Origin of the sequence: Allobranchiibius sp. CTAmp26 (genome assembly GCF_017565405.1) — a bacterium.
Lineage (GTDB): Bacteria > Actinomycetota > Actinomycetes > Actinomycetales > Dermatophilaceae > Allobranchiibius.
Map to the genome: position 1 here is coordinate 112,408 of NZ_JAGEKR010000024.1, position 22,816 is coordinate 135,223.

Annotated in this window: 21 protein-coding genes; 12 read left to right on the forward strand and 9 right to left on the reverse strand. The window is 70.7% G+C overall.

What is annotated here, in order from left to right; translation table 11 throughout:
- Positions 1-43 precede the first annotated feature (43 nt).
- The 7 genes from J4030_RS16740 to cbiB are packed head-to-tail and all read left to right on the forward strand — an operon-like array spanning position 44 to position 8,482.
- Positions 44-2,137 (forward strand): magnesium chelatase subunit D family protein, encoded by a 2,094-nt coding sequence (locus J4030_RS16740; RefSeq protein WP_307864751.1) that lies wholly within the window; start codon positions 44-46, stop codon positions 2,135-2,137.
- Positions 2,137-2,751, forward strand: a complete 615-nt coding sequence (gene cobO, locus J4030_RS16745; RefSeq protein WP_208050377.1) for a cob(I)yrinic acid a,c-diamide adenosyltransferase — start codon at positions 2,137-2,139, stop codon at positions 2,749-2,751. The genes J4030_RS16740 and cobO overlap by 1 nt, the downstream gene beginning before the upstream one ends.
- The gene (locus J4030_RS16750) at positions 2,748-5,240 is read left to right on the forward strand and encodes a cobyrinate a,c-diamide synthase (RefSeq protein ID WP_208050378.1); all 2,493 of its coding nucleotides are present in this window, start codon (positions 2,748-2,750) and stop codon (positions 5,238-5,240) included. Before cobO ends, J4030_RS16750 begins: the two co-directional genes overlap by 4 nt.
- Positions 5,237-6,235 (forward strand): uroporphyrinogen-III C-methyltransferase, encoded by a 999-nt coding sequence (cobA, locus tag J4030_RS16755; protein ID WP_208050379.1) that lies wholly within the window; start codon positions 5,237-5,239, stop codon positions 6,233-6,235. The genes J4030_RS16750 and cobA overlap by 4 nt, the downstream gene beginning before the upstream one ends.
- Positions 6,232-7,008 carry an adenosylcobinamide-GDP ribazoletransferase gene (locus J4030_RS16760; RefSeq protein WP_307864752.1) on the forward strand — a complete coding sequence of 259 codons (777 nt, stop codon included), beginning with the start codon at positions 6,232-6,234 and terminating at the stop codon, positions 7,006-7,008. Before cobA ends, J4030_RS16760 begins: the two co-directional genes overlap by 4 nt.
- Positions 7,005-7,538, forward strand: a complete 534-nt coding sequence (locus J4030_RS16765; protein WP_208050380.1) for a bifunctional adenosylcobinamide kinase/adenosylcobinamide-phosphate guanylyltransferase — start codon at positions 7,005-7,007, stop codon at positions 7,536-7,538. Before J4030_RS16760 ends, J4030_RS16765 begins: the two co-directional genes overlap by 4 nt.
- Entirely contained in the window at positions 7,535-8,482 is a 948-nt protein-coding gene (cbiB, locus tag J4030_RS16770; RefSeq protein ID WP_307864753.1) for an adenosylcobinamide-phosphate synthase CbiB, read from the forward strand. Before J4030_RS16765 ends, cbiB begins: the two co-directional genes overlap by 4 nt.
- Here the strand turns inward: cbiB and J4030_RS16775 are convergent.
- From J4030_RS16775 to J4030_RS16785, 3 genes are all read right to left on the reverse strand, one after another.
- The gene (locus J4030_RS16775; protein WP_208050381.1) at positions 8,442-9,173 is read right to left on the reverse strand and encodes a cobalt-precorrin-6A reductase; all 732 of its coding nucleotides are present in this window, start codon (positions 9,171-9,173) and stop codon (positions 8,442-8,444) included. The two genes, cbiB and J4030_RS16775, sit on opposite strands and share 41 nt — an antisense overlap.
- 83 nt (positions 9,174-9,256) lie before the next feature.
- A complete protein-coding gene (gene glpK, locus J4030_RS16780; protein WP_208050382.1) occupies positions 9,257-10,780 on the reverse strand; it encodes a glycerol kinase GlpK in 1,524 nt (507 codons plus the stop codon).
- Positions 10,781-10,816: 36 nt separating this feature from the next.
- Entirely contained in the window at positions 10,817-11,542 is a 726-nt protein-coding gene (locus J4030_RS16785) for an MIP/aquaporin family protein (protein ID WP_208050383.1), read from the reverse strand.
- A gap of 191 nt (positions 11,543-11,733) precedes the next feature.
- Here J4030_RS16785 and glpD point away from each other — a divergent pair, with 191 nt between their 5' ends.
- A complete protein-coding gene (gene glpD / locus J4030_RS16790; RefSeq protein WP_208050384.1) occupies positions 11,734-13,461 on the forward strand; it encodes a glycerol-3-phosphate dehydrogenase in 1,728 nt (575 codons plus the stop codon).
- Positions 13,462-13,505: 44 nt separating this feature from the next.
- Here the strand turns inward: glpD and J4030_RS16795 are convergent, their stop codons facing one another.
- Positions 13,506-13,889, reverse strand: a complete 384-nt coding sequence (locus J4030_RS16795; RefSeq protein WP_208050385.1) for a DUF2256 and DUF3253 domain-containing protein — start codon at positions 13,887-13,889, stop codon at positions 13,506-13,508.
- A 116-nt stretch (positions 13,890-14,005) separates the two neighbouring features.
- Between J4030_RS16795 and J4030_RS16800 the strand changes: the two genes are divergently transcribed.
- The 4 genes from J4030_RS16800 (at position 14,006) to J4030_RS16815 (ending at position 17,741) form a co-directional block, all read left to right on the forward strand.
- Complete coding sequence (locus J4030_RS16800; RefSeq protein WP_208050386.1) at positions 14,006-14,938, forward strand: alpha/beta hydrolase; 933 nt, start codon at positions 14,006-14,008, stop codon at positions 14,936-14,938.
- A gap of 89 nt (positions 14,939-15,027) precedes the next feature.
- Positions 15,028-15,753, forward strand: a complete 726-nt coding sequence (locus J4030_RS16805; RefSeq protein WP_279538209.1) for a response regulator transcription factor — start codon at positions 15,028-15,030, stop codon at positions 15,751-15,753.
- A gap of 6 nt (positions 15,754-15,759) precedes the next feature.
- Positions 15,760-17,298 carry a cell wall metabolism sensor histidine kinase WalK gene (locus J4030_RS16810; protein WP_208050387.1) on the forward strand — a complete coding sequence of 513 codons (1,539 nt, stop codon included), beginning with the start codon at positions 15,760-15,762 and terminating at the stop codon, positions 17,296-17,298.
- Positions 17,298-17,741, forward strand: coding sequence for a GtrA family protein (locus tag J4030_RS16815; RefSeq protein ID WP_208050388.1), 444 nt, complete (start codon positions 17,298-17,300; stop codon positions 17,739-17,741). Before J4030_RS16810 ends, J4030_RS16815 begins: the two co-directional genes overlap by 1 nt.
- A 25-nt stretch (positions 17,742-17,766) precedes the next feature.
- On the opposite strand, the gene J4030_RS16820 is transcribed toward J4030_RS16815, so the two are convergent.
- The 5 genes from J4030_RS16820 to J4030_RS16840 all read right to left on the reverse strand — a co-directional run bounded on the left by J4030_RS16820 (position 17,767) and on the right by J4030_RS16840 (position 22,788).
- Positions 17,767-18,621 (reverse strand): DeoR/GlpR family DNA-binding transcription regulator, encoded by an 855-nt coding sequence (locus J4030_RS16820; protein ID WP_243763500.1) that lies wholly within the window; start codon positions 18,619-18,621, stop codon positions 17,767-17,769.
- 27 nt (positions 18,622-18,648) lie between these two features.
- Positions 18,649-19,437: a triose-phosphate isomerase family protein gene (locus J4030_RS16825; protein WP_307864754.1), complete on the reverse strand. Its 789-nt coding sequence runs from the start codon at positions 19,435-19,437 to the stop codon at positions 18,649-18,651.
- Between the two features lie 40 nt (positions 19,438-19,477).
- Positions 19,478-19,963 carry a ribose-5-phosphate isomerase gene (locus J4030_RS16830; RefSeq protein ID WP_208050390.1) on the reverse strand — a complete coding sequence of 162 codons (486 nt, stop codon included), beginning with the start codon at positions 19,961-19,963 and terminating at the stop codon, positions 19,478-19,480.
- The gene (locus J4030_RS16835) at positions 19,960-21,690 is read right to left on the reverse strand and encodes a dihydroxyacetone kinase family protein (RefSeq protein ID WP_208050391.1); all 1,731 of its coding nucleotides are present in this window, start codon (positions 21,688-21,690) and stop codon (positions 19,960-19,962) included. Before J4030_RS16835 ends, J4030_RS16830 begins: the two co-directional genes overlap by 4 nt.
- Positions 21,691-21,759: 69 nt before the next feature.
- Positions 21,760-22,788, reverse strand: coding sequence for a D-ribose ABC transporter substrate-binding protein (locus J4030_RS16840; protein ID WP_208050392.1), 1,029 nt, complete (start codon positions 22,786-22,788; stop codon positions 21,760-21,762).
- Positions 22,789-22,816 lie beyond the last annotated feature (28 nt).

The window sequence follows — 22,816 nt, forward strand, 5'->3', positions numbered from 1 at the left end:
GGGCCACTCGACCGGCGAGCGTGGTCACTCGTCAGAAGGGCCCGTGGATTCCGTGCCGCAGTTCCCGTTCTCCGCCATCGTCGGTGCCGACGAGATGGCCCTCGCACTCGTCCTGACGACCGTCGCCCCCGATGTCGGCGGGGTGCTCGTCCGCGGCGAGAAGGGCACCGCGAAGTCCACCATGGTGCGCTCCCTTGCGGCGGTGCTGCCCGAGCAGGACGTCGTCGACGGATGCCGCTTCGGTTGTGATCCGCGCGAACCCGACCCGCAGTGCCCCGACGGCCCGCACACGCCCGGGATGGACGCCGCGCAGCGGCCCGCCCGGCTGGTCGAGCTTCCCATCGGCGCCAGCGACGACCGGGTCACCGGATCGCTCGATCTCAGCCGCGCGCTCGGATCCGGCGAGACGGCGTTCGAGCCCGGCCTGCTCGCCGATGCCCACCGCGGCCTCCTCTACGTCGACGAGGTCAACCTGCTGCAGGACCACCTCGTCGACCTGCTGCTCGACGCGGCCGCGATGGGCCGCAACACCGTCGAGCGCGACGGTGTCTCGGTCACTCACGCGGCGCGGATCATGCTCGTCGGCACGATGAACCCCGAAGAAGGCGAGCTGCGCCCGCAGCTGCTCGACCGCTTCGGGCTGTCCGTCGAGATCAGCGCGTCCCGCGTCCCGCAGGAGCGGGTGGAGATCGTCCGCCGGCGGCTCGCGTTCGACGCCGACCCCGAGGGTTTCGCCACGACGTACGCCGACGCGCAGGCCACGCTCGGCGCGCGGTTGGCCGCCGCCCAGCAGCGTGTGGCGGACGTGGAGCTGTCGGACTGGGCGCTGGGCAAGATCGCGACCGTCTGTGCCGGATTCGACGTCGACGGGATGCGCGCGGACATCGTGACCGCCCGCGCCGCCCGGGCGCACGCGGCGTGGCAGGACCGCGACAGCGTCGCCCGCGAGGACATCCGGGTGGCCGCGAAGCTCGCTCTGCCGCACCGCCGTCGGCGCAAGCCGTTCGACGCGCCGGGCCTGGACGAAGACCTGCTCGACCGTCTGCTCGGCGACGACGACGAGCCGGACCCCACGCCGGACGAGACTGAGACGAATGACGACCCGGATCCTACGCAGCCGCAGCCTGATTCGCCGGCCGATGGGAACGAGACCGAGGGCGACGACGCAGAGTCCAACAACCAGTCACCCTCAGAGGGCGGCGACGCCACGGAGGATCCGAACGACGCCACCACGCCGACCCCGCACCGGGACGGCGGCGAGGCCGAGCGCTCCGAGCAGGAGCGGGAGACCGACACGGCGGCCCCCGAGGCGCCGACCGCGCCCCTGCAGGTCGCGCAAGCCGAGGAGCCCTACCGGGTGCGGTCATTCACCGTCCGAGGTGTCGGCCGTGGCGAGGCCGGGCGGCGCAGCCGGGCGATCACCAACTGGGGCGCGACCATCGGCTCCGCTCGCACCGGCACCGGCGCGGTGCACCTGCCCGCCACGATCCGGGCAGCCGCGCTGCGCGGCGCGGGCCGGTCGCGTGCCGGTCGACTGCGCGTCGCCGGTGAGGATCTGCGCCACAAGGTGACCCAGGGCCGCGAGTCCAACCTCGTCCTCATCGCCGTCGACGCCTCCGGTTCGATGGGCGCGCGCGAACGGATGAGCGAGGTCAAGACCGCCGTCATCAGCCTGCTGACCGACGCCTACCAGCGCCGTGACCGGGTCGGGGTGGTGACCTTCCGAGGCGCGGGGGCCGATCTCGCGCTCCCGCCGACGCACTCCGTCGAGGCCGCCGCGGCCTGCCTGACCGACCTGCCGCACGGCGGCCGTACGCCGCTCGCCGAGGGACTGCTCACCGCCGCCCGCACCCTCGAGGTCGAGCGCATCCGCGACCCGCACCGGCGGGTGCTGCTCGTGCTGGTGACCGACGGCCGGGCCACCTCCGGCCCGGACGCCCTCGAGCGCGCCCGCTGGGTCGCCGATCGGTGGCCGAGCACCGGAGTGGATGCCGTGGTGGTCGACGCCGAGACCGGCCGCTTCCGGATGGGCTTGGCCGCCGACCTCGCCGCGCGGATGGGCGCCGAGCACGTGACGCTGGCAGAATTCGCCGCCGACAGCCTGGTGACGGCGATCCGCGAGAGGAGTGTGGCCTGATGCCCCGAGGACAGACCCCCGTCGCCGCGGCGGACGGACTCACCACCCGCGCCCGGCGCAACTCCCCACTCGTCGTCGTGCACGGCGGCGACGGCAAGGGCAAGTCCACGGCCGCGTTCGGGCTCGCGCTGCGCGGCTGGAACCAGGGCTGGTCGATCGGTGTCTTCCAGTTCGTGAAGTCCGCCAAGTGGCGCATCGGCGAGCAGACCGCCCTCGAGACGCTCGACCGGGTGCACCAGGACACCGGCCAGGGCGGTCCCATCGAGTGGCACAAGATGGGCTCGGGCTGGTCCTGGTCGCGCAAGGCGGGCAGCGAGCAGGAGCACGCCGACGCGGCACGCGAGGGGTGGGCGGAGATCAAGCGGCGCCTCGCCGCGCAGACCCACACGCTCTACATCCTCGACGAGTTCACCTACCTCATGAAGTGGGGCTGGGTCGACGTGGACGACGTCGTGACCACCCTGCGGGACCGGCCCGGCCACCAGCACGTCGTGATCACCGGGCGCAATCCGGACCCCCGCCTGTTGGAGATCGCCGACGTCGCGACCGAGATGACCAAGATCGCGCACCCCTTCGACAAGGGCCAGAAGGGCCAGAAGGGCATCGAGTGGTGACCCGGCTGCCCCGCGTCGTGATCGCCGCCGCGGCGTCGGGCCAGGGCAAGACCACCGTGGCCGTCGGCATCATGGCCGCCCTGCGCAGCCGCGGGCTCGCGGTCGCCCCCGCCAAGGTCGGCCCCGACTACATCGACCCCGGCTACCACGCGCTCGCGACCGGACGGCCGGGCCGCAACCTCGACCCGTGGCTGACCGCGCCCGAGCAGATCGCGCCGCTGCTGCTGCACGGTGCGCGCACGCCGTACGCCGCGGACCTGTCGGTGATCGAGGGCGTGATGGGCCTGTACGACGGGCAGATGGGCACCGACGGATTCGCCTCGACCGCCCATGTCGCGACGCTGACCCACTCACCGGTGCTGCTGGTCATCGACATCTCCTCGGCGGCCCGCACGATCGCCGCCAGCGTGCATGGCCTCGCCAGCTACGACCCGTCCGTGCAGGTCGCCGGCGTCGTGCTCAACAAGGCCGGCAGCGCCCGGCACGCCACGGAAGTACGCCGCGCCGTCGAGGCCACCGGCCTGCCCGTCCTCGGTGTCCTGCCCCGCGACGCCGGCGTCAGCGTGCCGTCCCGCCACCTCGGTCTGGTCCCCGCCGCCGAGCGCGACGAGGCCGCGGCCGGGCTCGACCGACTCGCCGGCCAGATCACCGAGCACCTCGATCTCGACGCCGTCCTCGAGCTGGCGCGGACCGCGCCGGACCTGCACGAGGAGCCCTGGGCCCCACCGACCGTGCACCGTGCCGCACCCGCTCGCGTTGTCGCGGTCGCCGGTGGGCAGGCCTTCACCTTCCGGTACACCGAGACCGACGAGATACTGCGCGCCGCAGGGTGCGAGCCGGTCGTCTTCGACCCGGCGTCGGACCCCGCCCTGCCGGCCGGCACCAGTGGCCTCTACCTGGGCGGCGGTTTCCCGGAGGCACACGCCCCGGCGCTGGCCCGGAACGCGTCCCTGCTCGCCGAGCTGCGCGACGCCGTCGCCTCCGGCATGCCGACCGTCGCGGAGTGCGCCGGCCTGCTCTACCTGGCGCAGGCACTCGACGACCACGCGATGGTGGGCGCGCTGCCCGCTGCCGCGGCGATGCACCCGCGGCTGACCCTGGGCTACCGCACCGCGACTCTTCCGGTCGACGGGGTCCTCGGCGTTGCCGGCACGACGGTGCACGCCCACGAGTTCCACCGCACCCGCACGACTCCCGCCACGTCGGGGCCCGGCGCCTGGCTGGTCGACGGTGCACCGGCCGGGTTCGCGCTCGACCCGGCCGGCACCGGGCGCCCCACCGTCCACGCGTCGTACCTGCACGTGCACTGGGCCGGAAACCCCTCTTTGGCAACGTCGTTCGCCGACGCGGTGCACACGTACCAGCCCGCGATGGAGGCGGTACGCCCTCCGGTGACCCCTTCGCCGGTGGCTGCGTACCCCGCGGCCACGGCCGGGCCCACCGACCCGCTCGACCACCACGGCGACGCCGAGCTCCGTGGCACCGGACGCACCCTCGTCGACCTCGCCGTCAACGTGCGGGTCCCTGTCCCGCCGGTGTGGCTCACCGACCGCATCGCCGCCTGCACGACCCGGTTGGCCGCGTATCCCGATGTCTCGCAGGCTCGTACGGCGATCGCCGAGCGACACGGCGTCCCCGAGGCGATGGTGCTGCCGACCAGCGGCGCCGCCGAGGCCTTCACCCTGATCGCGCGCGCCGTGCCCGGGCGGCACCCCCTCGTGGTGCACCCGCAGTTCACCGAGCCCGAGGCGGCGCTGCGCCGCGTCGGACGGGTGCCCGAGCGGCATGTGCTGCACGCCGACGCCGGCTTCGTGCTCGACGCCGCCCGTGTCGACCCGAACGCCGACCTGGTCATGCTCGGCAATCCCACCAACCCGACCGGCGTGCTGCACCCGCACGCCCCCATCGAGTCCCTGTTGGGCCCCGGTCGCACGGTCGTCGTCGATGAAGCGTTCATGGATGCCGTTCCTGGAGAGCCGAACTCGCTGATCGGCGCGCAGATGCCCGGACTGTTGGTGCTGCGCTCGCTGACCAAGACGTGGGGACTAGCCGGACTGCGCGCCGGGTACGTCGTCGGCGACCCCGACCTGATCGCGCTCCTGGCGCACCACCAGCCGCCGTGGTCGGTGTCGACGCCCGCGGCCGTCGTGATGACCGCGACCGCGACCCGCAGCGCGCTCGATCAGGCCGACGGACTGGCCCGGCAGGCGACCACCGACCGGGCACATCTCGTCCGTGGCCTGCGGGCGTGCGGGCTGCGGCCGGTCGATGGAGTCGCGCCGTTCGTCCTGGTCCAGGCGCCTCCGAATACTCGGGAAGCACTGCGGGACAACGGGTTCGCCGTACGTCGCGGCGACACCTTCCCCGGACTGGACGCACGGTGGATCCGCATCGCGGTGCGCGACACGACGACGACCGATGCCTTCCTGGTCGCCCTGGACGATGTGCTCGCCCGCATCCCTTCGACCGCACCCGAGCTCGCCCGATGAGGCTCGACATCCCCGGCACGGGCGCCCGCGTGCTGGTGCGTGACCCCGGGCCGCGCGTCGCTGAGATCGTGCACACCCTGCTCGACGGCGGGGCCGTGGTCGATGTGCAGGAGTCCGGAACGCACCCGGTGGTGCGAGACCTGGCCACACGCCGGCTCGTCACGGTCGTTGCCGCGCCCGATCTCGCCTCGTACGACGTCGTGCTGCGCGACCCGGCGGTCGAGGCGCAGGAGCCTTCCCGGTCCGGAAGCAGCGGACGGGTCGTGCTGGTCGGCGGAGGTCCAGGCGACCGCGGCCTGCTGACCATCGCCGGGATGCAGGCACTGCGCGAGGCAGACGTGGTGGTCTGCGACAGGTTGGCTCCGCTCGGCGTGCTCGACGAATTGGACCCGCGTCCGGAGATCATCCACGTCGGCAAGATCCCTTCGGGTGCCTTCACGCCCCAGGAGCAGATCAACGCCATCCTCGTCGAGCAGGCACAAGCTGGACGGAACGTCGTGCGGTTCAAGGGTGGCGACAGTTTCGTCTTCGGCCGCGGCGGCGAGGAATGGAACGCGTGCGTCGACGCGGGCGTAGCAGTCACTGTGATTCCCGGTGTCACTTCGTCTATCGCCGCGCCCGCACTCGCCGGGATTCCCCTCACGCACCGCGACGTCATCCAGGGCTTCGTCGTCGTCTCCGGACACGTCGCCCCCGACGACCCGCGCAGCACCGTGGACTGGCGCGCCGTCGCGGAGACGCGGATGACGGTGGTCGTCCTCATGGGGGTCAAGACCCTCGCGAGCATCGCGGATGCGCTCATCTCCCACGGCCTCGACCCCGAGACGCCGGCAGCGTCGGTGGCCGACGCGGGCCTGCCGAGTCAGCGGGTCGCTCGGGGGCCACTGCGCGACATCGCGCGGATCGGCGACCAGGCGGACATCCGACCGCCCGCCGTCACAGTGATCGGGCACTCCGTCGCCGCACTGCGCCCACAGGACATCGGCACGTCGTGAGGCAGTTGCTGACCGGCCTGCGCCTTGCCGTCGGCACCCTGTCCATCGTTCCCGTGGGCACGCTCCCCGAGGTGGACCGCACCAGTGCGCGGTGGGCGATGACTCTGGCACCCGTGGGCGCGCTGCCCGTCGCCTTGCTCGGCGGGCTGCTCGCCTGGGCCGGCCCCACGGTCCACCTGCCCTCGCTGGTGACCGGCGTCCTGGTGTGTGCGGCACTCGGCTGGGGCACCCGCGCCATGCACTGGGACGGCTTGGCGGACACCGCAGACGGCCTCGCCGCGGGTTGGAGTCGCGAACGCGCCCTGGAGGTCATGCGCAAGGGCGACACCGGCCCTGTCGCGGTCGGGGTGCTCGTGGTGGTCCTGCTGCTCGACGCCGCATCCCTGGCCGCCGTGGTCACGGACGCATGGGGCTGGCTGCTCGTCGGCGTGGCCGTGCTCGCGTCCCGGGCCGCCTGCACCCTGATCGCCGTACGCGGTCTTCCGGCCGCCCGCTCCGACGGCCTCGGGGTCGTCGTCGCCGATAACGTGCCGGTCCCCGCCCTCGCCTCGACGGTGCTGGTGGTGCTGGCCCTCTCCGCGGCGGTCGGGTTCGTCGCCGGCCACGTCCTCCTCACGCCGGTCGCGGTGGCCCTCGGGCTCGTGGCGGTGTCCGTGCTCGCGATCCGCTGCCGCACGGTGCTGGGCGGGGTGACCGGTGACGTGATGGGCGCCGGCGTCGAGATCGCCCTGGCGGTCAGCCTGCTCGTCCTGTCCACTCGGGGTGGCGCGTGAAGACCCTGGTCCTCGGCGGCATCCGCTCGGGCAAGTCCGCGGTCGCCGAGCGCACGCTGGCGGACGCGCCGGCGGTCTCGTACGTCGCGACGGGTCCCGGCCCCGATCTGGACGATGACTGGGCGCGCCGCGTGCATACCCACCGCGAACGCCGCCCCGCGCACTGGTCGACCATTGAGTCGATCGACCTCGCAGGCGTATTGGCGGACCTGCCCGGTCCGGCTCTCGTCGACGGACTCGGCACCTGGATCACCGCCCACCTGGACCGGCTACGGGCCTGGGAAGCCCCGCGCGAGGACTGGGAACCCGCCGCGCTGGAGCTGGTCGACGACCTGGCGACAACGGTCCGCGGCTGCCGGCACGACCTGGTGATCGTGTCGGACGAGGTCGGCCTCAGTCTCGTGCCCGAGCATCGCTCGGCCCGCATCTTCGCCGACCTGCTCGGGCTCACCAACCAACGCGTCGCCGATGCCTGCGACACCGTGCAGCTCGTCGTCGCAGGGCAGGTGCTCACGGTGAAGTCGCCGTGAGACCCGACCCCATCGTCGCCGGGCTGCTCGTCGGGTACGCCGCCGATCTGGTCCTCGGCGATCCACGCCGGTGGCACCCAGTGGCCGGTTTCGGCACCCTGGCCACCGCCCTGGAGCGGCGCACGTACGCCCCTCGTCGCACCCGCGGCATCCTGCACGAGGCCCTCCTGGTCGGCGGGGTGACCGTGGCCGGCGGGTATGCCGCCCGCATGCGTCCCCACCTGCCGGTCGTCGCGCTCGCCACCTGGACCGTGCTCGGCGGCCGCTCGCTGACGCGGGAGGCATCCGCGATGCACGACCTGCTCGTACGCGAGGACCTCGCGGGCGCCAGAGTGCAGATCCGGCACCTCGTGGGACGGGACAGTTCGCAGCTGACCCCCGCCGAGCTGGCACGCGCCTGCGTCGAGTCGGTCGCCGAGAACGGTGCGGACGCCGTGGTCAGCCCGCTCTTCTGGGGCGCGATCGCCGGGGTGCCCGGGCTGGTCGGCTACCGCGCAGTCAACACCCTCGACGCGATGATCGGGCACCGTTCCCAGCGCTACCGCGAATTCGGCTGGGCCGCAGCACGACTGGACGACGTCGCGAACTGGGCCCCGGCGCGCCTCACCGTGCTGTCGATCGCCCTCGCCACCGGATCACCCGCCCGGGCACGCCAGGTGGTGCACGTCGTACGCCGGGACGCCCCCGCACACCCGAGCCCGAACGCCGGCCCGGTCGAGTCGGCGTTCGCCGCGGCACTCGGGCGCCGGCTGGGAGGCCGCAGCACCTACCGCGGTGTGCCCGAGGATCGGGGCACGCTCGGCGACGGCCCGGACGTGGGGGTCGACGACATCGGCGCCGCGATCCGGCTGCACCACCGCACAGCCACGATCGCCCTGGCCCTCGTCGTCGGAGCCCGAGTGGTCAGCCGGGCAGCAGCGCGAGGCATCCGTCGACGGAGCTGACCTCCCGCAGCCCGGCGGGGCTGCTCGGTCGCGAGAGCACGACGACCGGCACTCCCAGCGCAGCGGCCGCGTCGAGCTTGGCGCTCGTGTAGTCACCACCGGAGTCCTTCGTCACCAGCACGTCGATCCGGTGGTCGCGCAGCAGCGCCAGCTCGCCGTCCACGTCGTACGGCCCGCGATCCTGCACGACGGTCCACCTCGCCGGCAGCGCCTGCTGCACGGGTTCGACCACCCGCACCAGCACGTCGCGGTCGCTCCACGCGGCGAATGCCGGCAACGTCTGGCGTCCGCTCGTCAGGAACGGTCGCGCGCCGATCCCGCCAGCGACCCGGCACACGTCGGACAGCGAGCCGCACCAGTGCCATCCGGGCGCGTCCGGCCGACCGGACCACCCAGGACGCGCCAACCGGATCAGCGAAATGCCCACGTCCGCAGCCGCCTGCGCCGCGTGCCGCGTCATCGTCGCGGCGAACGGGTGGGTGGCGTCCACCAGATGGGTGACCTCCGACGAGCGCAGGTACGCCGCCAGCCCGACCACCCCGCCGAAGCCGCCGATCCGCACCTGCCCGACGGGCAGCCTCGGCCGGGCGACCCGACCGGCGAGTGAGGAGGCGAACGGCACGCCGGCACCGTGCAACCGGGCGGCCAGGTCACGTGCCTCGGCGGTGCCACCGAGGATCAGGACGAACACCCGCCGAGGGTACGGCGAAGGGCCCGCGGCGCGTACGCCACGGGCCCTTAGGGTGAGCTCAGGTCAGGTCAGGTCAGCTCAACTCAATACAACTCGGACGGGTCCTTGTCGGTCCAGTCCAGGGTGCGCTGCACGGCCTTGTTCCACTTGGAGTAGAGCCACTTGACCTTGTCCTTGTCCATCTTGGGCTCCCACCGCTTGTCCTCGGCCCACTGCTTGCGCAGCTCGTCCTCGTCCTTCCAGAAGCCGACGGCGAGGCCAGCGGCGTACGCCGCACCGAGGGCAGTCGTCTCGCTCACGACCGGGCGGATGACGGGCACTCCGAGCAGGTCGGCCTGGAACTGCATCAGGGTCTCGTTGACGACCATGCCGCCGTCGACCTTGAGTTCGGTGAGGGCGACACCGGAGTCGGCGTTCATCGCGTCGACGACCTCGCGCGACTGGAAGGCGGTGGCCTCCAGCGCGGCGCGGCAGATGTGGCTGCGGTTGTTGAACCGGGTCAGACCGACGATGACGCCGCGTGCGTCGGGGCGCCAGTGCGGCGCGAACAGACCGGAGAACGCTGGCACGATGTAGACGTCACCGTTGTCGTCGACCTCCTTGGCGTAGTCCTCGACCTGCGGTGCGGAGTCGATCATCTTCAGGTTGTCGCGCAGCCACTGCACCAGCGAACCGGTCACCGCGACCGAGCCCTCCAACGCGTAGATCGGCTTCTTGTCGCCGATCTTGTAGCAGACGGTAGTGAGCAGGCCGTTCTTGGACATGACCTTCTCCTCACCGGTGTTGAGGAGCACGAAGTTGCCGGTGCCGTAGGTGTTCTTGGCGGTGCCGACCTCGAAGCACACCTGCCCGAACGTCGCCGCCTGCTGGTCGCCGAGGATCCCGGCGATCGGCACCCCGGCCAGCGGGCCGCGTTCGCGGACCTTGCCGTACTCCTCGGAGCTGGAGTGGATCTCCGGGAGCATCGACTTGGGGATGCCCATGTCCTTGACGATGTCGTCGTCCCACTGGAGCGTGTCCAGGTCCATCATCAGCGTGCGCGAGGCGTTGGTGACGTCGGTGTAGTGCTTGCCGCCGTCGGTGCCGCCGGTGAGGTTCCAGAGCACCCAGGTGTCCATGTTGCCGAAGAGCAGATCGCCCGCCTCGGCCTTCTCGCGCGCTCCGTCGACGTTGTCGAGGATCCAGCGGACCTTCGGGCCGGAGAAGTAGGTCGCGAGCGGCAGCCCGACCTTGTCCTTGTAGATGTCCGCGCCCTTGTCGCCGGCGAGCTCGTCGCAGATGCGCTGGGTGCGGGTGTCCTGCCAGACGATCGCGTTGTAGACGGACTTGCCGGTGGTCTTGTCCCAGACGACCGCGGTCTCGCGCTGGTTGGTGATGCCGACGGCGGCGACGTCACTGGTCGCGGCGTCCAGCTTCACGAGAGCGTCGGCGCAGACCTGGCGGGTGTTGTGCCAGATCTCCTCGGGGTTGTGCTCGACCCATCCCGACTTGGGGAAGATCTGTTCGTGTTCCATCTGCGCCTGTGCGGCGATGGCGCCGTCGTGGTCGAAGAGGATGCAGCGGGTGCTGGTCGTCCCCTGGTCGATGGAAGCGATGTACTTGGCCATGGTGCGGATCTCCTAGATCGTTACGGCTGGAGGTGCTCAGATGTAGGCGCGCGCCGCGAGCGCGGCGATGACACACCCGACGATCGGCGCGACCACCGGGATCCACGCGTAGGACCAGTTGCTGGCGTCCTTGTTCGGGATCGGCAGCAGGGCGTGGGCGACGCGAGGACCCAGGTCGCGGGCGGGGTTGATCGCGTACCCCGTCGGGCCACCCAGGCTCGCACCGATACCGACGACGACCAATGCCACGGCGAGCGGTCCGACCTGCGTCGGGGTCTTGCCGCTGACGAGGACGAAGAAGATCAGCACGAACGTCGCGATGACCTCGGTGATGAAGTTCCAGGTGTAGGACCGGATGGCGGGGCCGGTCGAGAAGACACCGAGCGAGGGGGCGTCGAGGCGGTCGTCGAACTGCTTCTTGTACGCCAGCCACATGGCGACCGCGCCGAGGAACGCGCCGAGGAACTCCCCGGCGAAGTACACCAGGGTCGAGCCGAACGTCACGTCGACGTGCGGAGCGTAGGTCGAGGCCCCGTCCACCAGCAACGCGATCGTGACGGCCGGATTGAGATGACCACCTGACTTGTACGCGGCGTAGACACCGGCGAAGACACCGAGGCCCCAACCGAAGTTGATCATCAGCGTGCCGCCCTCGAACCCACCTGCCTTGGGGAGCACGACATTGGCCACGACACCACAGCCCAGAAGGGTCAGCGTCGCCGTGCCGAGTACCTCACTGAAAAACACCGACCACAGACTCACTGGCTCTCCTCCGACGTCGGGATAACGACAGCTCTGGTGTGAGCGGCGTCACACCGTACCGTACGCGGATTCGTCGCCCTCGCAAGCCGCCGGTGAGATATCCCGGCTCTGCACGGGCGGTCTCCAGTGACCGGCCGCAGCGCGGGATGCGACGGGCCTAAGCTCGGATGGACACTCAAAGAGGAGCTCCCATGGTGATGCAACCCTTCAGTGCGACGCTGTCGCCGAAACAGCACGAGCAGGCGTGGAACGACTTGCAGAACACCGAGTTCGACGTGCTGGTCATCGGCGGTGGTGTCACCGGCGCCGGGTCGGCGCTCGACGCTGCCACGCGCGGGCTGAAGGTGGCGATGGTCGAGGCGCGCGACTTCGCAAGCGGCACCTCGTCGCGTAGCAGCAAGCTGTTCCACGGGGGCCTGCGCTACCTGGAGCAGCTCAACTTCAGCCTGGTGGCCGAGGCGCTCAAGGAGCGCGAGCTCATGCTCACCACCATCGCCCCGCACCTGGTGCACCCGGTGCCGTTCCTCTACCCGATCAAGCACCGCTACTGGGAGCGCCCGTACATCGCGAGCGGTCTGATGCTCTACGACAACATCAACGGCAAGCAGTCGGTGCCCCGCCAGAAGCACCTCACCCGCACCAGTGCGCTGCGGCTGTTCCCTAGCCTGAAGAAGAATGCGCTCGTCGGGGCGGTGCGGTACTTCGACGCACAATCGGACGACGCCCGCCACACGATGACGGTGGTGCGGACCGCAGCTCACTACGGAGCGGTGGTGCGCAACTCCACCGAGGTCGTGAAGATCGTGAAGGAGGCCGACCGGGTGGTCGGCGCCGTCGTCCGCGACGTCGAGAGCGGCGCGGAGGTCACGGTGCGCGCCAAGGTCGTCGTCAATGCCACCGGTGTGTGGACCGACGACGTGCAGAAGATGGCCGGGGGCCGTGGTCGTTTCCACGTCCGCGCCTCCAAGGGGGTGCACATCCTCGTGCCGCGCGACCGGATCGCGGGCGAGGTCGGGCTGATCCTGCGCACCGAGAAGTCCGTGCTCTTCGTGATTCCCTTCGGCCAGCAGTGGATCATCGGCACCACCGACACCGACTGGGTGTACGACCTCGCGCACCCTGCGGCCACGTCCAAGGACATCGACTACATCCTCGAGCACGTCAACACCGTGCTCACGACGCCGGTCAGCCGCGACGACATCCTCGGGGTCTACTCCGGCCTGCGGCCGCTGCTCGCCGGTGAGAGCGAGGACACCAGCCAGCTGTCCCGTGAGCACGCGGTGGCCCGCCCGCAGCCGGGGCTGATCTCGATCGCCGGTGGCAAGTACACGACGTACCGGGTCATGGCGGCCGATGCGATCGACGCGTGTGCGGCCGATCTGGGTGAGCTCAAGCCGTCGGTCACCGAGCACGTGCCGCTCGTCGGCGCCGACGGCTACCAGGCGATGATCAACCTCAAGAGCGAGCTGGCCAAAGAGGCCGGCATCTCCACCTGGCGGGTGGAGCACCTGCTCGGCCGCTACGGCTCCAAACTCAACGAGCTGCTGTCGCTCGGCGACGACGACCGCTCGATGCTCGACCCGGTCACCGGTGCCGAGGAGTACCTGCGCGCGGAGTTGAAGTATGCCGTCACGCACGAGGGTGCCAAGCACATCACCGACGTGCTCGCCCGGCGTACCCGCATCTCCATCGACACCAAGCACCGCGGTGTCGACTGCGTCGAGGAGACCGCGGCGATCATGGCGACCGAGCTGGGTTGGGACGAGGCGACCGTCGAGCACGAGAAGGCCGCGTACGTCGAGCGGGTGCACGCCGAGCGCAAGTCCCAGGAGCTGTCCACCGACGAGGAGTCCGACGCTGCTCGTCGGGAGGCCGCCGAGAGCCGCGGTGGGCTCCGCCAGGTGACCGCCACCCGCTGAGCGCGCTGCGTTCCGGCCCGGGTCGTGGACCGACCCGGGCCGGTTCAGGTCCGCCGGATCCGGAACTCGCCCTTGGCGGTCGACGGGTCGACCACGCGGCCGCCCTGGACGATCTGCGCCTTGCCGGACTCCACGAGTCGCCGTGCCGCGCGCCGGGCGGGCTCTGCGAGGTCTGCCTCGGGATCCGATGTCCCATCCTGCGCGCTCACGACCCGCGCGGCGTCGGACGGTGCGACGCTGCCCGATCGCGGGCCTGCGTCGAGCAGCTCGAGGATCGTCGCCTCCAGGCGGGCGTCGACGGCGGAGATGCCGCGCCGGCGACACGACGTGCTGCAGTAGCGGACCTGCTCCCAGTCCCGTGCCCACTTCCTGCGCCACTCGATGCGGCGTCCACAGGAGACGCAGGTCTTGGGCGCGGGGGTGCTCACCGGTCCAGTCTGCCGCCGGGGCGGAGGTGACGTCCCCGGGCGAGTTCGCAACACCACCTGGGCGGCCCACTACCGTGACGCCCAGCCGGTCCCATCCCCGATCACGAGGTCACCCCATGCGCGCCGACACGTTCATCCTGCAGTCCGCCGACAACACGCCCCTGCACGTACGACGGTGGCTGCCCGACGGTGACCCGACGGCCATCGTCCAGGTGGCCCACGGGATGGCCGAGCACTCCGGCCGCTACGAGCGGTTCGCGCAGGCGCTCACCGGCGCCGGGTACGCCGTCTACGCCGAGGATCACCGCGGGCACGGCCGGACGTCCGGTGGAGCGGATGCCGGTTACCTGGCGGACTCCGACGGCTGGAACGTCGTCGTGGAGGACCTGGCCGCCGTCACCGCGCGCGCCTCGTCCGAGCACCCTGGCCTGCCGGTGGTCCTCTTCGGCCACAGCATGGGCTCCTTCCTCTCTCGGTCGTACGCGATGGCCCACGGCAGCGACCTCACCGCGCTCGTGCTGTGCGGGACGGCCGGCGACCCCGGCGCGCTCGGCAAAGTGGGGAAGGGCATCGCGACCCTGGAGGCCCGGACCCGTGGCCGCCGGCACACGAGCAAGGTGATGAACACGCTGACCTTCGGCCAGTACAACGCGGCGTTCAAGCCGACCCGCACCGATTTCGACTGGCTGTCGCGTGACCCGGCCGAGGTCGACGCGTACATCGCCGATCCCCGGTGCGGCGAGGTCTTCACGGCCGGGTTCTACGTCGACCTGCTCGGCGGGCTCGCAGAGATCAACCGCGAGGACGAGGTCGCGCGCATCCCATCCGGTCTGCCGGTGCTGTTGATCTCCGGTGACAAGGATCCCGTCGGCGGAAAGGACGGTGCCGGCGTCAAGGCCGTCGCGGCACAACTCACGAAGGTCGGCGTCCGCGACGTCACGCTCACGCTCTACCCCGATGCGCGGCACGAGCTGCTGAACGAGACCAACCGCGACGAGGTCACCACCGACGTCCTCGCCTGGATCGATGCGCGTCTGACCCGCGGCTAAGCACGGGTGGTCCGCGGCAAAGGTCTCGCACAGAAAAGACACAGGTCAGGCCTGGACGGCGTACAGGGCGGACCGGTCTACTGAGTGCCATGCCTACGAACGCGGCCTCTTTGAAGCACACCGACGGCAGCAACGTACGCGTGCTGGTCGTCGACGACGAGTCCAACCTGACCGAACTGCTGAGCATGGCGCTGCGCTACGAGGGCTGGGACATCAAGTCCGCCGGCACCGGGTCCAGCGCCGTACGGGTGGCCAAGGAGTTCAAGCCGGACACCGTCGTGCTCGACATGATGCTGCCGGATTTCGACGGCATGGAGGTGCTGCGGCGGCTGCGCGACGACGACCCGACGCTGCCGGTCCTCTTCCTCACGGCTCGGGACGCCGTCGAGGACCGCATCGCGGGCCTGACCGCAGGCGGTGACGACTACGTCACCAAGCCGTTCAGCCTGGAGGAGGTCGTCGCCCGGGTACGCGCGCTGCTGCGCCGCTCGGTGCAGCTGACCCAGGAGTCGTCCTCCACCCTCGTCGTCGGTGACCTGTCGCTGGACGAGGACAGCCACGAGGTGGTGCGTGACGGCACCGAGATCTCGCTGACCGCCACCGAGTTCGAGCTGCTGCGCTTCATGATGCGCAATCCCAAGCGGGTCCTTTCCAAGACCCAGATCCTGGACCGGGTGTGGCACTACGACTTCGGCGGCCAGGCCAACGTCGTCGAGCTCTACATCTCCTACCTGCGCAAGAAGATCGACGCCGGCCGGTCGCCGATGATCCACACCATGCGCGGCGCGGGGTACGTCCTCAAGCCAGCGGCGTAGAGCTTCATGACTACCGCGCTGCGCCCGTCCCACTGGACACTGCGCACCAAGCTGGTCTCCTCGGTGCTGCTGCTCTTCATCATCATCATCACGGCGATCGGCGCCCTCACCGTCTGGCAGCTGCACAACACCCTGGCCGGCAAGATCGACCAGCAACTGGCCAACTCCGCACAACAGCTGACTGGCCCTGGGGCTGATCGAGGGGATCCGCTGAGTTATCAGGGCGGGGGCGGCGACTCGTTGCACGTCGATCTGTTGGCCGGAACCGTCGTCTACGTCCCGGACAGGCAAAACGGCGGCACGCGACCAAGCGCCCTGATCAGCCGCCTCGGCGCGGCTCCGACTCAGCTGACCCCCGCCCAGATCAACGCGGTGCGCGCGGCCGGCATCGGTCGTGAACCTTCGACCATCGACCTCGCTCGGGCAGGCGACTATCGCGTCGTCGCAGTCCAACACTCAGCGCACCTGCAGAACCAGGCAACGGGAATCACCTCGGAACAGACCATCACGACCGTCATTGGGCTGCCGCTGCGCGACACCGAGGCGACCGTGCGGACGGCGGCGCTCGCGGTGGCGCTGCTGTCGGGCGCCGGGCTGATCCTGGTCGGGCTGGCTACCGCCTATCTGGTGCGCCGCAACCTCGAGCCTCTTCGCCGGGTCGCCGAGACCGCGACCAGGGTCTCGAACCTTCCTCTGTCCGCCGGTGAGGTCGTCATGCACGAGCGGGTCGATCCCGCGGACACCGACGAGCGCACCGAGGTGGGCCAGGTCGGGCTCGCGCTCAACCAAATGCTCGACAACGTCGACGGCGCGTTGACCGCCCGCCAGGAGAGCGAGACGCGGGTGCGGCAGTTCGTGGCGGACGCGAGCCATGAGCTGCGTACGCCGCTCGCCTCGATCCGTGGGTACGCCGAGTTGTCCCGGCGCGAGCGCGAACCGGTGCCGACGGGCGTCCAGCACGCCATGAGCCGTATCGAGTCCGAGTCGGACCGGATGACCGCGCTGGTGGAGGATCTGCTGCTGCTGGCACGGCTGGACTCGGGGCGGCCGCTGGAGCGCGAACCGGTGGATGTCACGCTGCTGGCCATGGAGACCATGTCGGACGCGCACGCGGCCGGTCCCGATCATCGGTGGAAACTCGACCTGCCGGACGAGCCGATGGAGGTCGTCGGCGACGAGGCCCGGATCCGTCAGGTGCTGATCAACCTGCTCGCCAACGCCCGCCGGCACACTCCTGCGGGCACCGAGGTGACCACGCGGGTGGCCGCCGACGGCGGTGACGTGGTGGTGTCGGTGTCCGACGACGGTCCGGGGATCGAGCCCGACCTGCTGCCGCACATCTTCGAGCGGTTCACCCGGGGTGACTCCGCGCGTACCCGCACGGAGGGTTCGACCGGGCTCGGGCTCTCGATCGTGCACGCGGTCGTGACCGCGCACGGCGGGGAGCTCACGGTGCAGTCCGCGCCGGGGAGCACCTGCTTCACAATGCGGATGCGGCGCTCGAGCCAGGAGACGCCGGCCCCGATGCCGTCGGTGGCTCCCTGATGTCCGCACGCCGCAAGCTCGGTGCCCAGGTCGTGAAGTTCGCCATCATCGGTGTCGGCAGCACGGTGCTGAACCTGGTGCTCTTCGCCCTCTTCCGGCATGCCATGGGCAATCAGTGGGCGAACATCACCGCACTGCTCATCTGCACCGTGATCAACACGTCGCTGAACCGCCGGTTCACCTTCAACGCCGGGGGCACCGGAGGGGCGGCCCGGGTGCAACTGCAGTCCCTGGTGCTGCTCGCCATCACCGTGGCCATGACGTCCGGTGCGCTGGAGATCCTCCGGCGGGCCGACCCGCACGCGAACAGCCTGGTGTCCACGGCGACGGTCGCCGCCGGCAACGTGATCGCCACGATCATCCGGTTCGTGCTGCTGCGACGCTGGTTCGCCCCGTCCGCGCCCGACGTCGTCGCCGCCGAGTCCGCGCCGACCGCCCTCTGAGGGCCTGCGACCTCCCGAAACGCGGTCAGTGGTCGAAGTCGCCACGCGCCGAGCGAGCGCGCGGCACCCCGGCCACTCCCCGTAGGGGCGCGACGACCACATGGATCCCCTGGTCCCGCATCCGGGCGATGTGATGGTCCGGCGTTCCCGCGTCCACGATCACCGTGTCGAACGCCGACAGCGGGGCGAGGGCGTGCAGCGCACGCTTCTCGAACTTGGTGTGATCGACCAGCAGAATGCGTCGGCTGGCCGAGTCGAACATCGCGCGCTTGATGTCGACGGTCTCCAGCGCCTGGTGGAAGACGATGTCGTCGGTGATCGCGGCGGTCGACATCAAGAAGGTGTCGGCGCGCAGGTTGGAGATGGCCTGGGTGGTCATCCGTCCCATGAAGGCGCTGCACCAGTTGTAGTACTCACCGCCGAGTGACAGCAGGGTGATCCCCCGCGCGCCACGCAGCTCGTTGATCAGCGTGAGCACGTTCGTGATGACGGTGAGAGGGACCTTGCTCTGCAGGTGCGGTGCCATGTGCGCCACCGTCGTCGAGTCGTCCAGCAGGATCGCCTGCCCCGGCTCGACGAAGTCCATCGCCGCGAGGGCGATCGCTTCCTTCTCGCGCTTCTCGCGTCCCGTGCGGTAGATGTCGCTGGACTCCACCAGGGAGGTCGCGGTCGCGGTCGCCACGCCACGACTCTTGCGCAGGATGCCGCGGCTCTCCAGCTCGTCCAGGTCCCGATGCACGGTCATCACACTGATGTCGAAGCGCTCCGCGAGCTCCTCGATCCGCACCGCGCCCTGCGCCATCACCGCTTCGGTGATCGCCCTCTGGCGCGCCATCTGCCGGCTCTGCCGGCTGTCGGCGGCGACGGGTTCGATAGACATCCGTGGCAAACCTGCTCACCTGTTCGGTCAGGACAGAACACTGGACTCTATCGCGGTGACCTCGTCGAGGATGGCCCTCAGCGCGGTCACGTCGTGGGCGAAGCGGCCGAGGAACAAGCCGTCGACCGTGGCGTGGATGAGGGTCCACAACCCCGGCGCCGCACTACCGCCGTAGATGACGCGCGACCCCCCGACGACCGGATGCCCGCGCACGTACTCACGCAGGGCGAGGGCCACCGCGCCGATGTGCTGGGCATCGGCTGGTTCCGCCCGGCCGATCGCCCACTCCGGCTCGTAGGCCAGGACGATGTCCGCCCGCTGACCATCCGGCAGGTCCGCGAGCGCGCTGGTCAGCTGCTCGACGCAGTCCGCCACCGCGGCGGCGGTCTCACCAGGAGCACGTTCCCCCAGGCACAGCACCGGCGTCAGCCCGTTGCGTACGGCGGCCGCGAACTTGCGGGCGACCGTCGCGTCGTCCTCACCGAAGACGCGGCGCCGTTCGACGTGGCCGATCTCGACCATCGTGCACCCGATGTCGCGCAGGTCCGCGCCGCTGATGCCCCCGGTGAACGCGCCTCGGTCCTCCCAGAACAGGTCCTGGGCACCGACCTGCACGCGGGTGCCGGTCGCGATGTCGATCACGGCCGGCACGACCGGCATCGAGGGCAGGACGAACAGGTCCACCGTGCCGGAGCTCGTGCTGTCATGTTCGGCCGCGAGCTGCATCACGTCCTGCGCCCATTCGACGGCCCTGGAGGGCTCGAAGTACATCTTCAGGCTGATACCGATGAGCGGCGGACGTGCGCCACCCGTCACGGGAGGCGTGCGATCGGCAGCGCACGAGCAGCGGACCGGCTCATGCCGGTTCCTGGGGCTGGGCCGTCTTGCTCTCGTAGCGATCGAGCACCGCGACCTTCTCGGCCGAGGAGGAGGCGTCGTCGAATTCGTAGGTCAGCCACTCGCGCGCGAGCCGCCGGGCGAGTTCGAGTCCCACCACGCGCTGGCCGAAGGTCAGCACCTGCGCGTTGTTGCTGAGCACCGAGCGCTCGACCGACAGGCTGTCGTGCGCGGTGACGGCGCGGACACCGGGCACCTTGTTCGCCGAGATGGCGACCCCGAGACCGGTGCCGCACACCAGCAGGGCGCGGTCCGCCTGCCCCGAGCGGATCAGTTCGGCGGCGGCGATCGCGACGGTCGGGTACGGCGTGTGGCTCTCGGCGTCGACGCCCACGTCCTGCACCGACTCGACGTCCGCGCTGGCCTCGAAGTCGGCTTTGAGGGCCTCCTTGTACTGGAACCCCGCGTCGTCGGAGCCGACGACGATCCGCAGTTTGGAACTCATGGTGTCTCGGCTTTCGTGGAGGTGAGCGTGCCAGCGATCGCTGTCACAGCGAGGGCGAGGGAGAACGCGCCCGGGTCGGGAGTGCCCACGCTCTTCTCGGCGTGCGGGCGGGCCCGGCCGATCTTCGGCAGCAGATCGGCGGTCGCGGCAGCCGCGTCGGTGCAGACGTCCGCCGCCGCCGACCAGCTCTCGGCCAGCGACCGGCCGGCGTCGGCGTTGCTGCGCAACGCCTCGGCGAACGGGTAGAGGGAGTCGAGCATCGTCTTGTCACCTCGTTCGGCCTTGCCGAACCGGCCCAGCGCGTCGGCGGCGTCCTGCACACCGGAGGCGATCGCGTCGGCATCCGGTCGCGCGTCGTTGCCGAGGCGTGCGGCGAGAGTGCGCAGCGCGACGCCCCACAACGCGCCGGAGGTGCCGCCGGCCTTGTCGGCCCACGCGTCGCCGGCCGCCTCCAGGGCCGACTGCGCACCGGCGCCGAATCCGAGGGTGGCGTCCATCGCGTCCACGGCGGCGCGCGCACCACGTTGCATGCCGATGCCGTGATCGCCGTCGCCGGCGACGGCATCGAGCCTGCCGAGCTCGTCGACGTGTTCATCGATGGTGGCCCGCACGGCATGCAGCGCGGCCGCGGCCCGGCGCGCGACGCGGCGGGACTCCTCGCTGGCCGCCGGATACCCGCGTTCGCTCGCCGCCGCCTCGTCCGGCAGGCGAGCGGCATCCCCGTCGGCGCGCACGCTGCCGCGCCGGTACGCCGGGGCTGCCGCGGGTGAGGTCCATGCCGCCTCGATGTCGGCGTCGAGCCAGGTGACCGTGAGGGAGACGCCCGCCATCTCGAAGCTGGTCACCATCTCGCCCACCTCGGGGGCGACGATCGTCAAGCCGGCCGTCTCGAGCCGGGCAGCGACGGTCCGGTAGGTGACGAACAGCTCCTCGGTCTTGACCGAGCCCAGGCCGTTGAGGATGACCGCGACACGGCTCTCGTCGTGCTCGCCTGCGGCCTCCAGCACCCGGCTCACGAGCAGCCGGCCCAACTCGTCCGCCGTGGGCAGCGCTGCCTCCTCGATCCCCGGCTCGCCATGGATGCCCATGCCGACGGCCATCCGGCCCTCCGGGACGGAGAAGAGCGGCGCATCCGCCCCGGGCAGGGTGCAGCCGGAGAAGGCGACGCCGAGGGTGCGGGTGCGCTCGTTGGTCTCCTGCGCGAGGTCGTGGACCTCGTCCAGTGAGCGACCCTGCTCGGCGGCCCACGCCGCGGCGCGGAAGACCACGAGGTCGCCCGCGACCCCGCGCCGCTTGCCCCGCTCGGCGTCCGACGCGCTCGAGATGTCGTCGGTGACGACGACGGTGCGACACGGGATGCCCTCGGCGATCAACCGCTCCTGCGCCTGGTCGAAGTTGAGGACGTCACCCGCGTAGTTGCCGTAGGTGAACAGCACCCCCGCCGGGGTGGCGACGGACTTCGCGACGGAGTACGCCTGCTGCGCCGACGGTGAGGCGAACACGTTGCCGAGCGCCGCCGCGTGCGCCAGACCCTGGCCGACCAGACCCGCGAACGCCGGGTAGTGACCGGACCCGCCGCCGATGACGACCGCGACCTCGCCGTTAGGCGTCGCCGTCGCCCGGGCCACGCCACCCTCGACGCGGCGCACCAGCTCATGGTTGGCGAGCACGAAGCCGTCGACCATCTCATCGGCGAACGAGGTGGGGTCGTTGAGGAGATAACTCACCGGATGGGCCTTCCGTCCTTGGGATCGGGCCGGGGGCGCGACGCGTGCCGCACGCCCCCGGCCCGACGATCAGTTGGTGATGGTGAAGGGCTTGGTGACCTTCGACGCGTTCGCCTTGGTGATCAGAATGCAGTCGAAGGACTGCTTCTCGGTCGAGACGCCGGTCTTGCCCGTGGTGATGAAGGTGTTCGCCTCGTCGACCGCCTTGGCGGCGAACGTGGCCACCGGCTGCAGCACCGTGTACTGCAGTGTCCCGTTGAGAACCGCCTTGACCGCGTCCGGCGACCCGTCGAAGCCCCCGACCTTGATCGTGGAGAGCTTGCCGGCCTCCTTCAGCGCGGCGACCGCTCCGAGCGCCATCTCGTCGTTCCCGGACAGGACGCCGATGATGTTGGGGTGCGCCTGCAGCAGCGACTGCATCTTGTCGTGGCCCTGGGTGCGGTCCCAGTTGGCGACCTCCTTCCCGACCTTCTTCAGCCCGGGGTACTGACCGAGCACGGTCGCGTACCCGTTGGAGCGGATGGCGGCGTTGTTGTCGGTCGGCGCACCGAAGAGCTCGACGTAATTGCCCTTCTGTCCGATGTCCTTGACCCACTGCTGAGCGCCGATCGAGGCACCCTGCGCGTTGTTGGAGATCAGCTGGGCCTTGGCGATCCCCAGGGTGTTGATCTCGGCATTGACCAGGAAGACCGGGATGCCGGCGCTGGTCGCCTTGCGGACCGCACCGACGGATCCGGTGGCGTTCGCCGGGTCGAGGATGATCGCCGCAGACTTGTTCGTGATCGCGGTGTCGATCAGGGTGCTCTCCTTGTTGAGGTCACCCTTGGACGCCGAGACGTTCGCCTTGTAGCCGAGCTTGATCGCCTCGGCGTCGGCCACATCGCCCTCGGTCTTCCAGTACGGGTTGGACGGATCGTTGACGATGATCGAGATGAGCCCGCCCTTCTTGCCGCTGGCCTTCTGCGTCGAGCTCCCCGACCCCCCGCTGGCCTTGCTGGAGCTGCCGGAGCCGCCCGAGCCGCTGCTGGAGCCGCAAGCGGCGATGGTGAGGGCGAGTGCCGCGCTCGTAGCGAGCGCGAGACCTGTCTTTCGAGACATACGTTCGTTCCTTTCGAGGGTGGGTGCC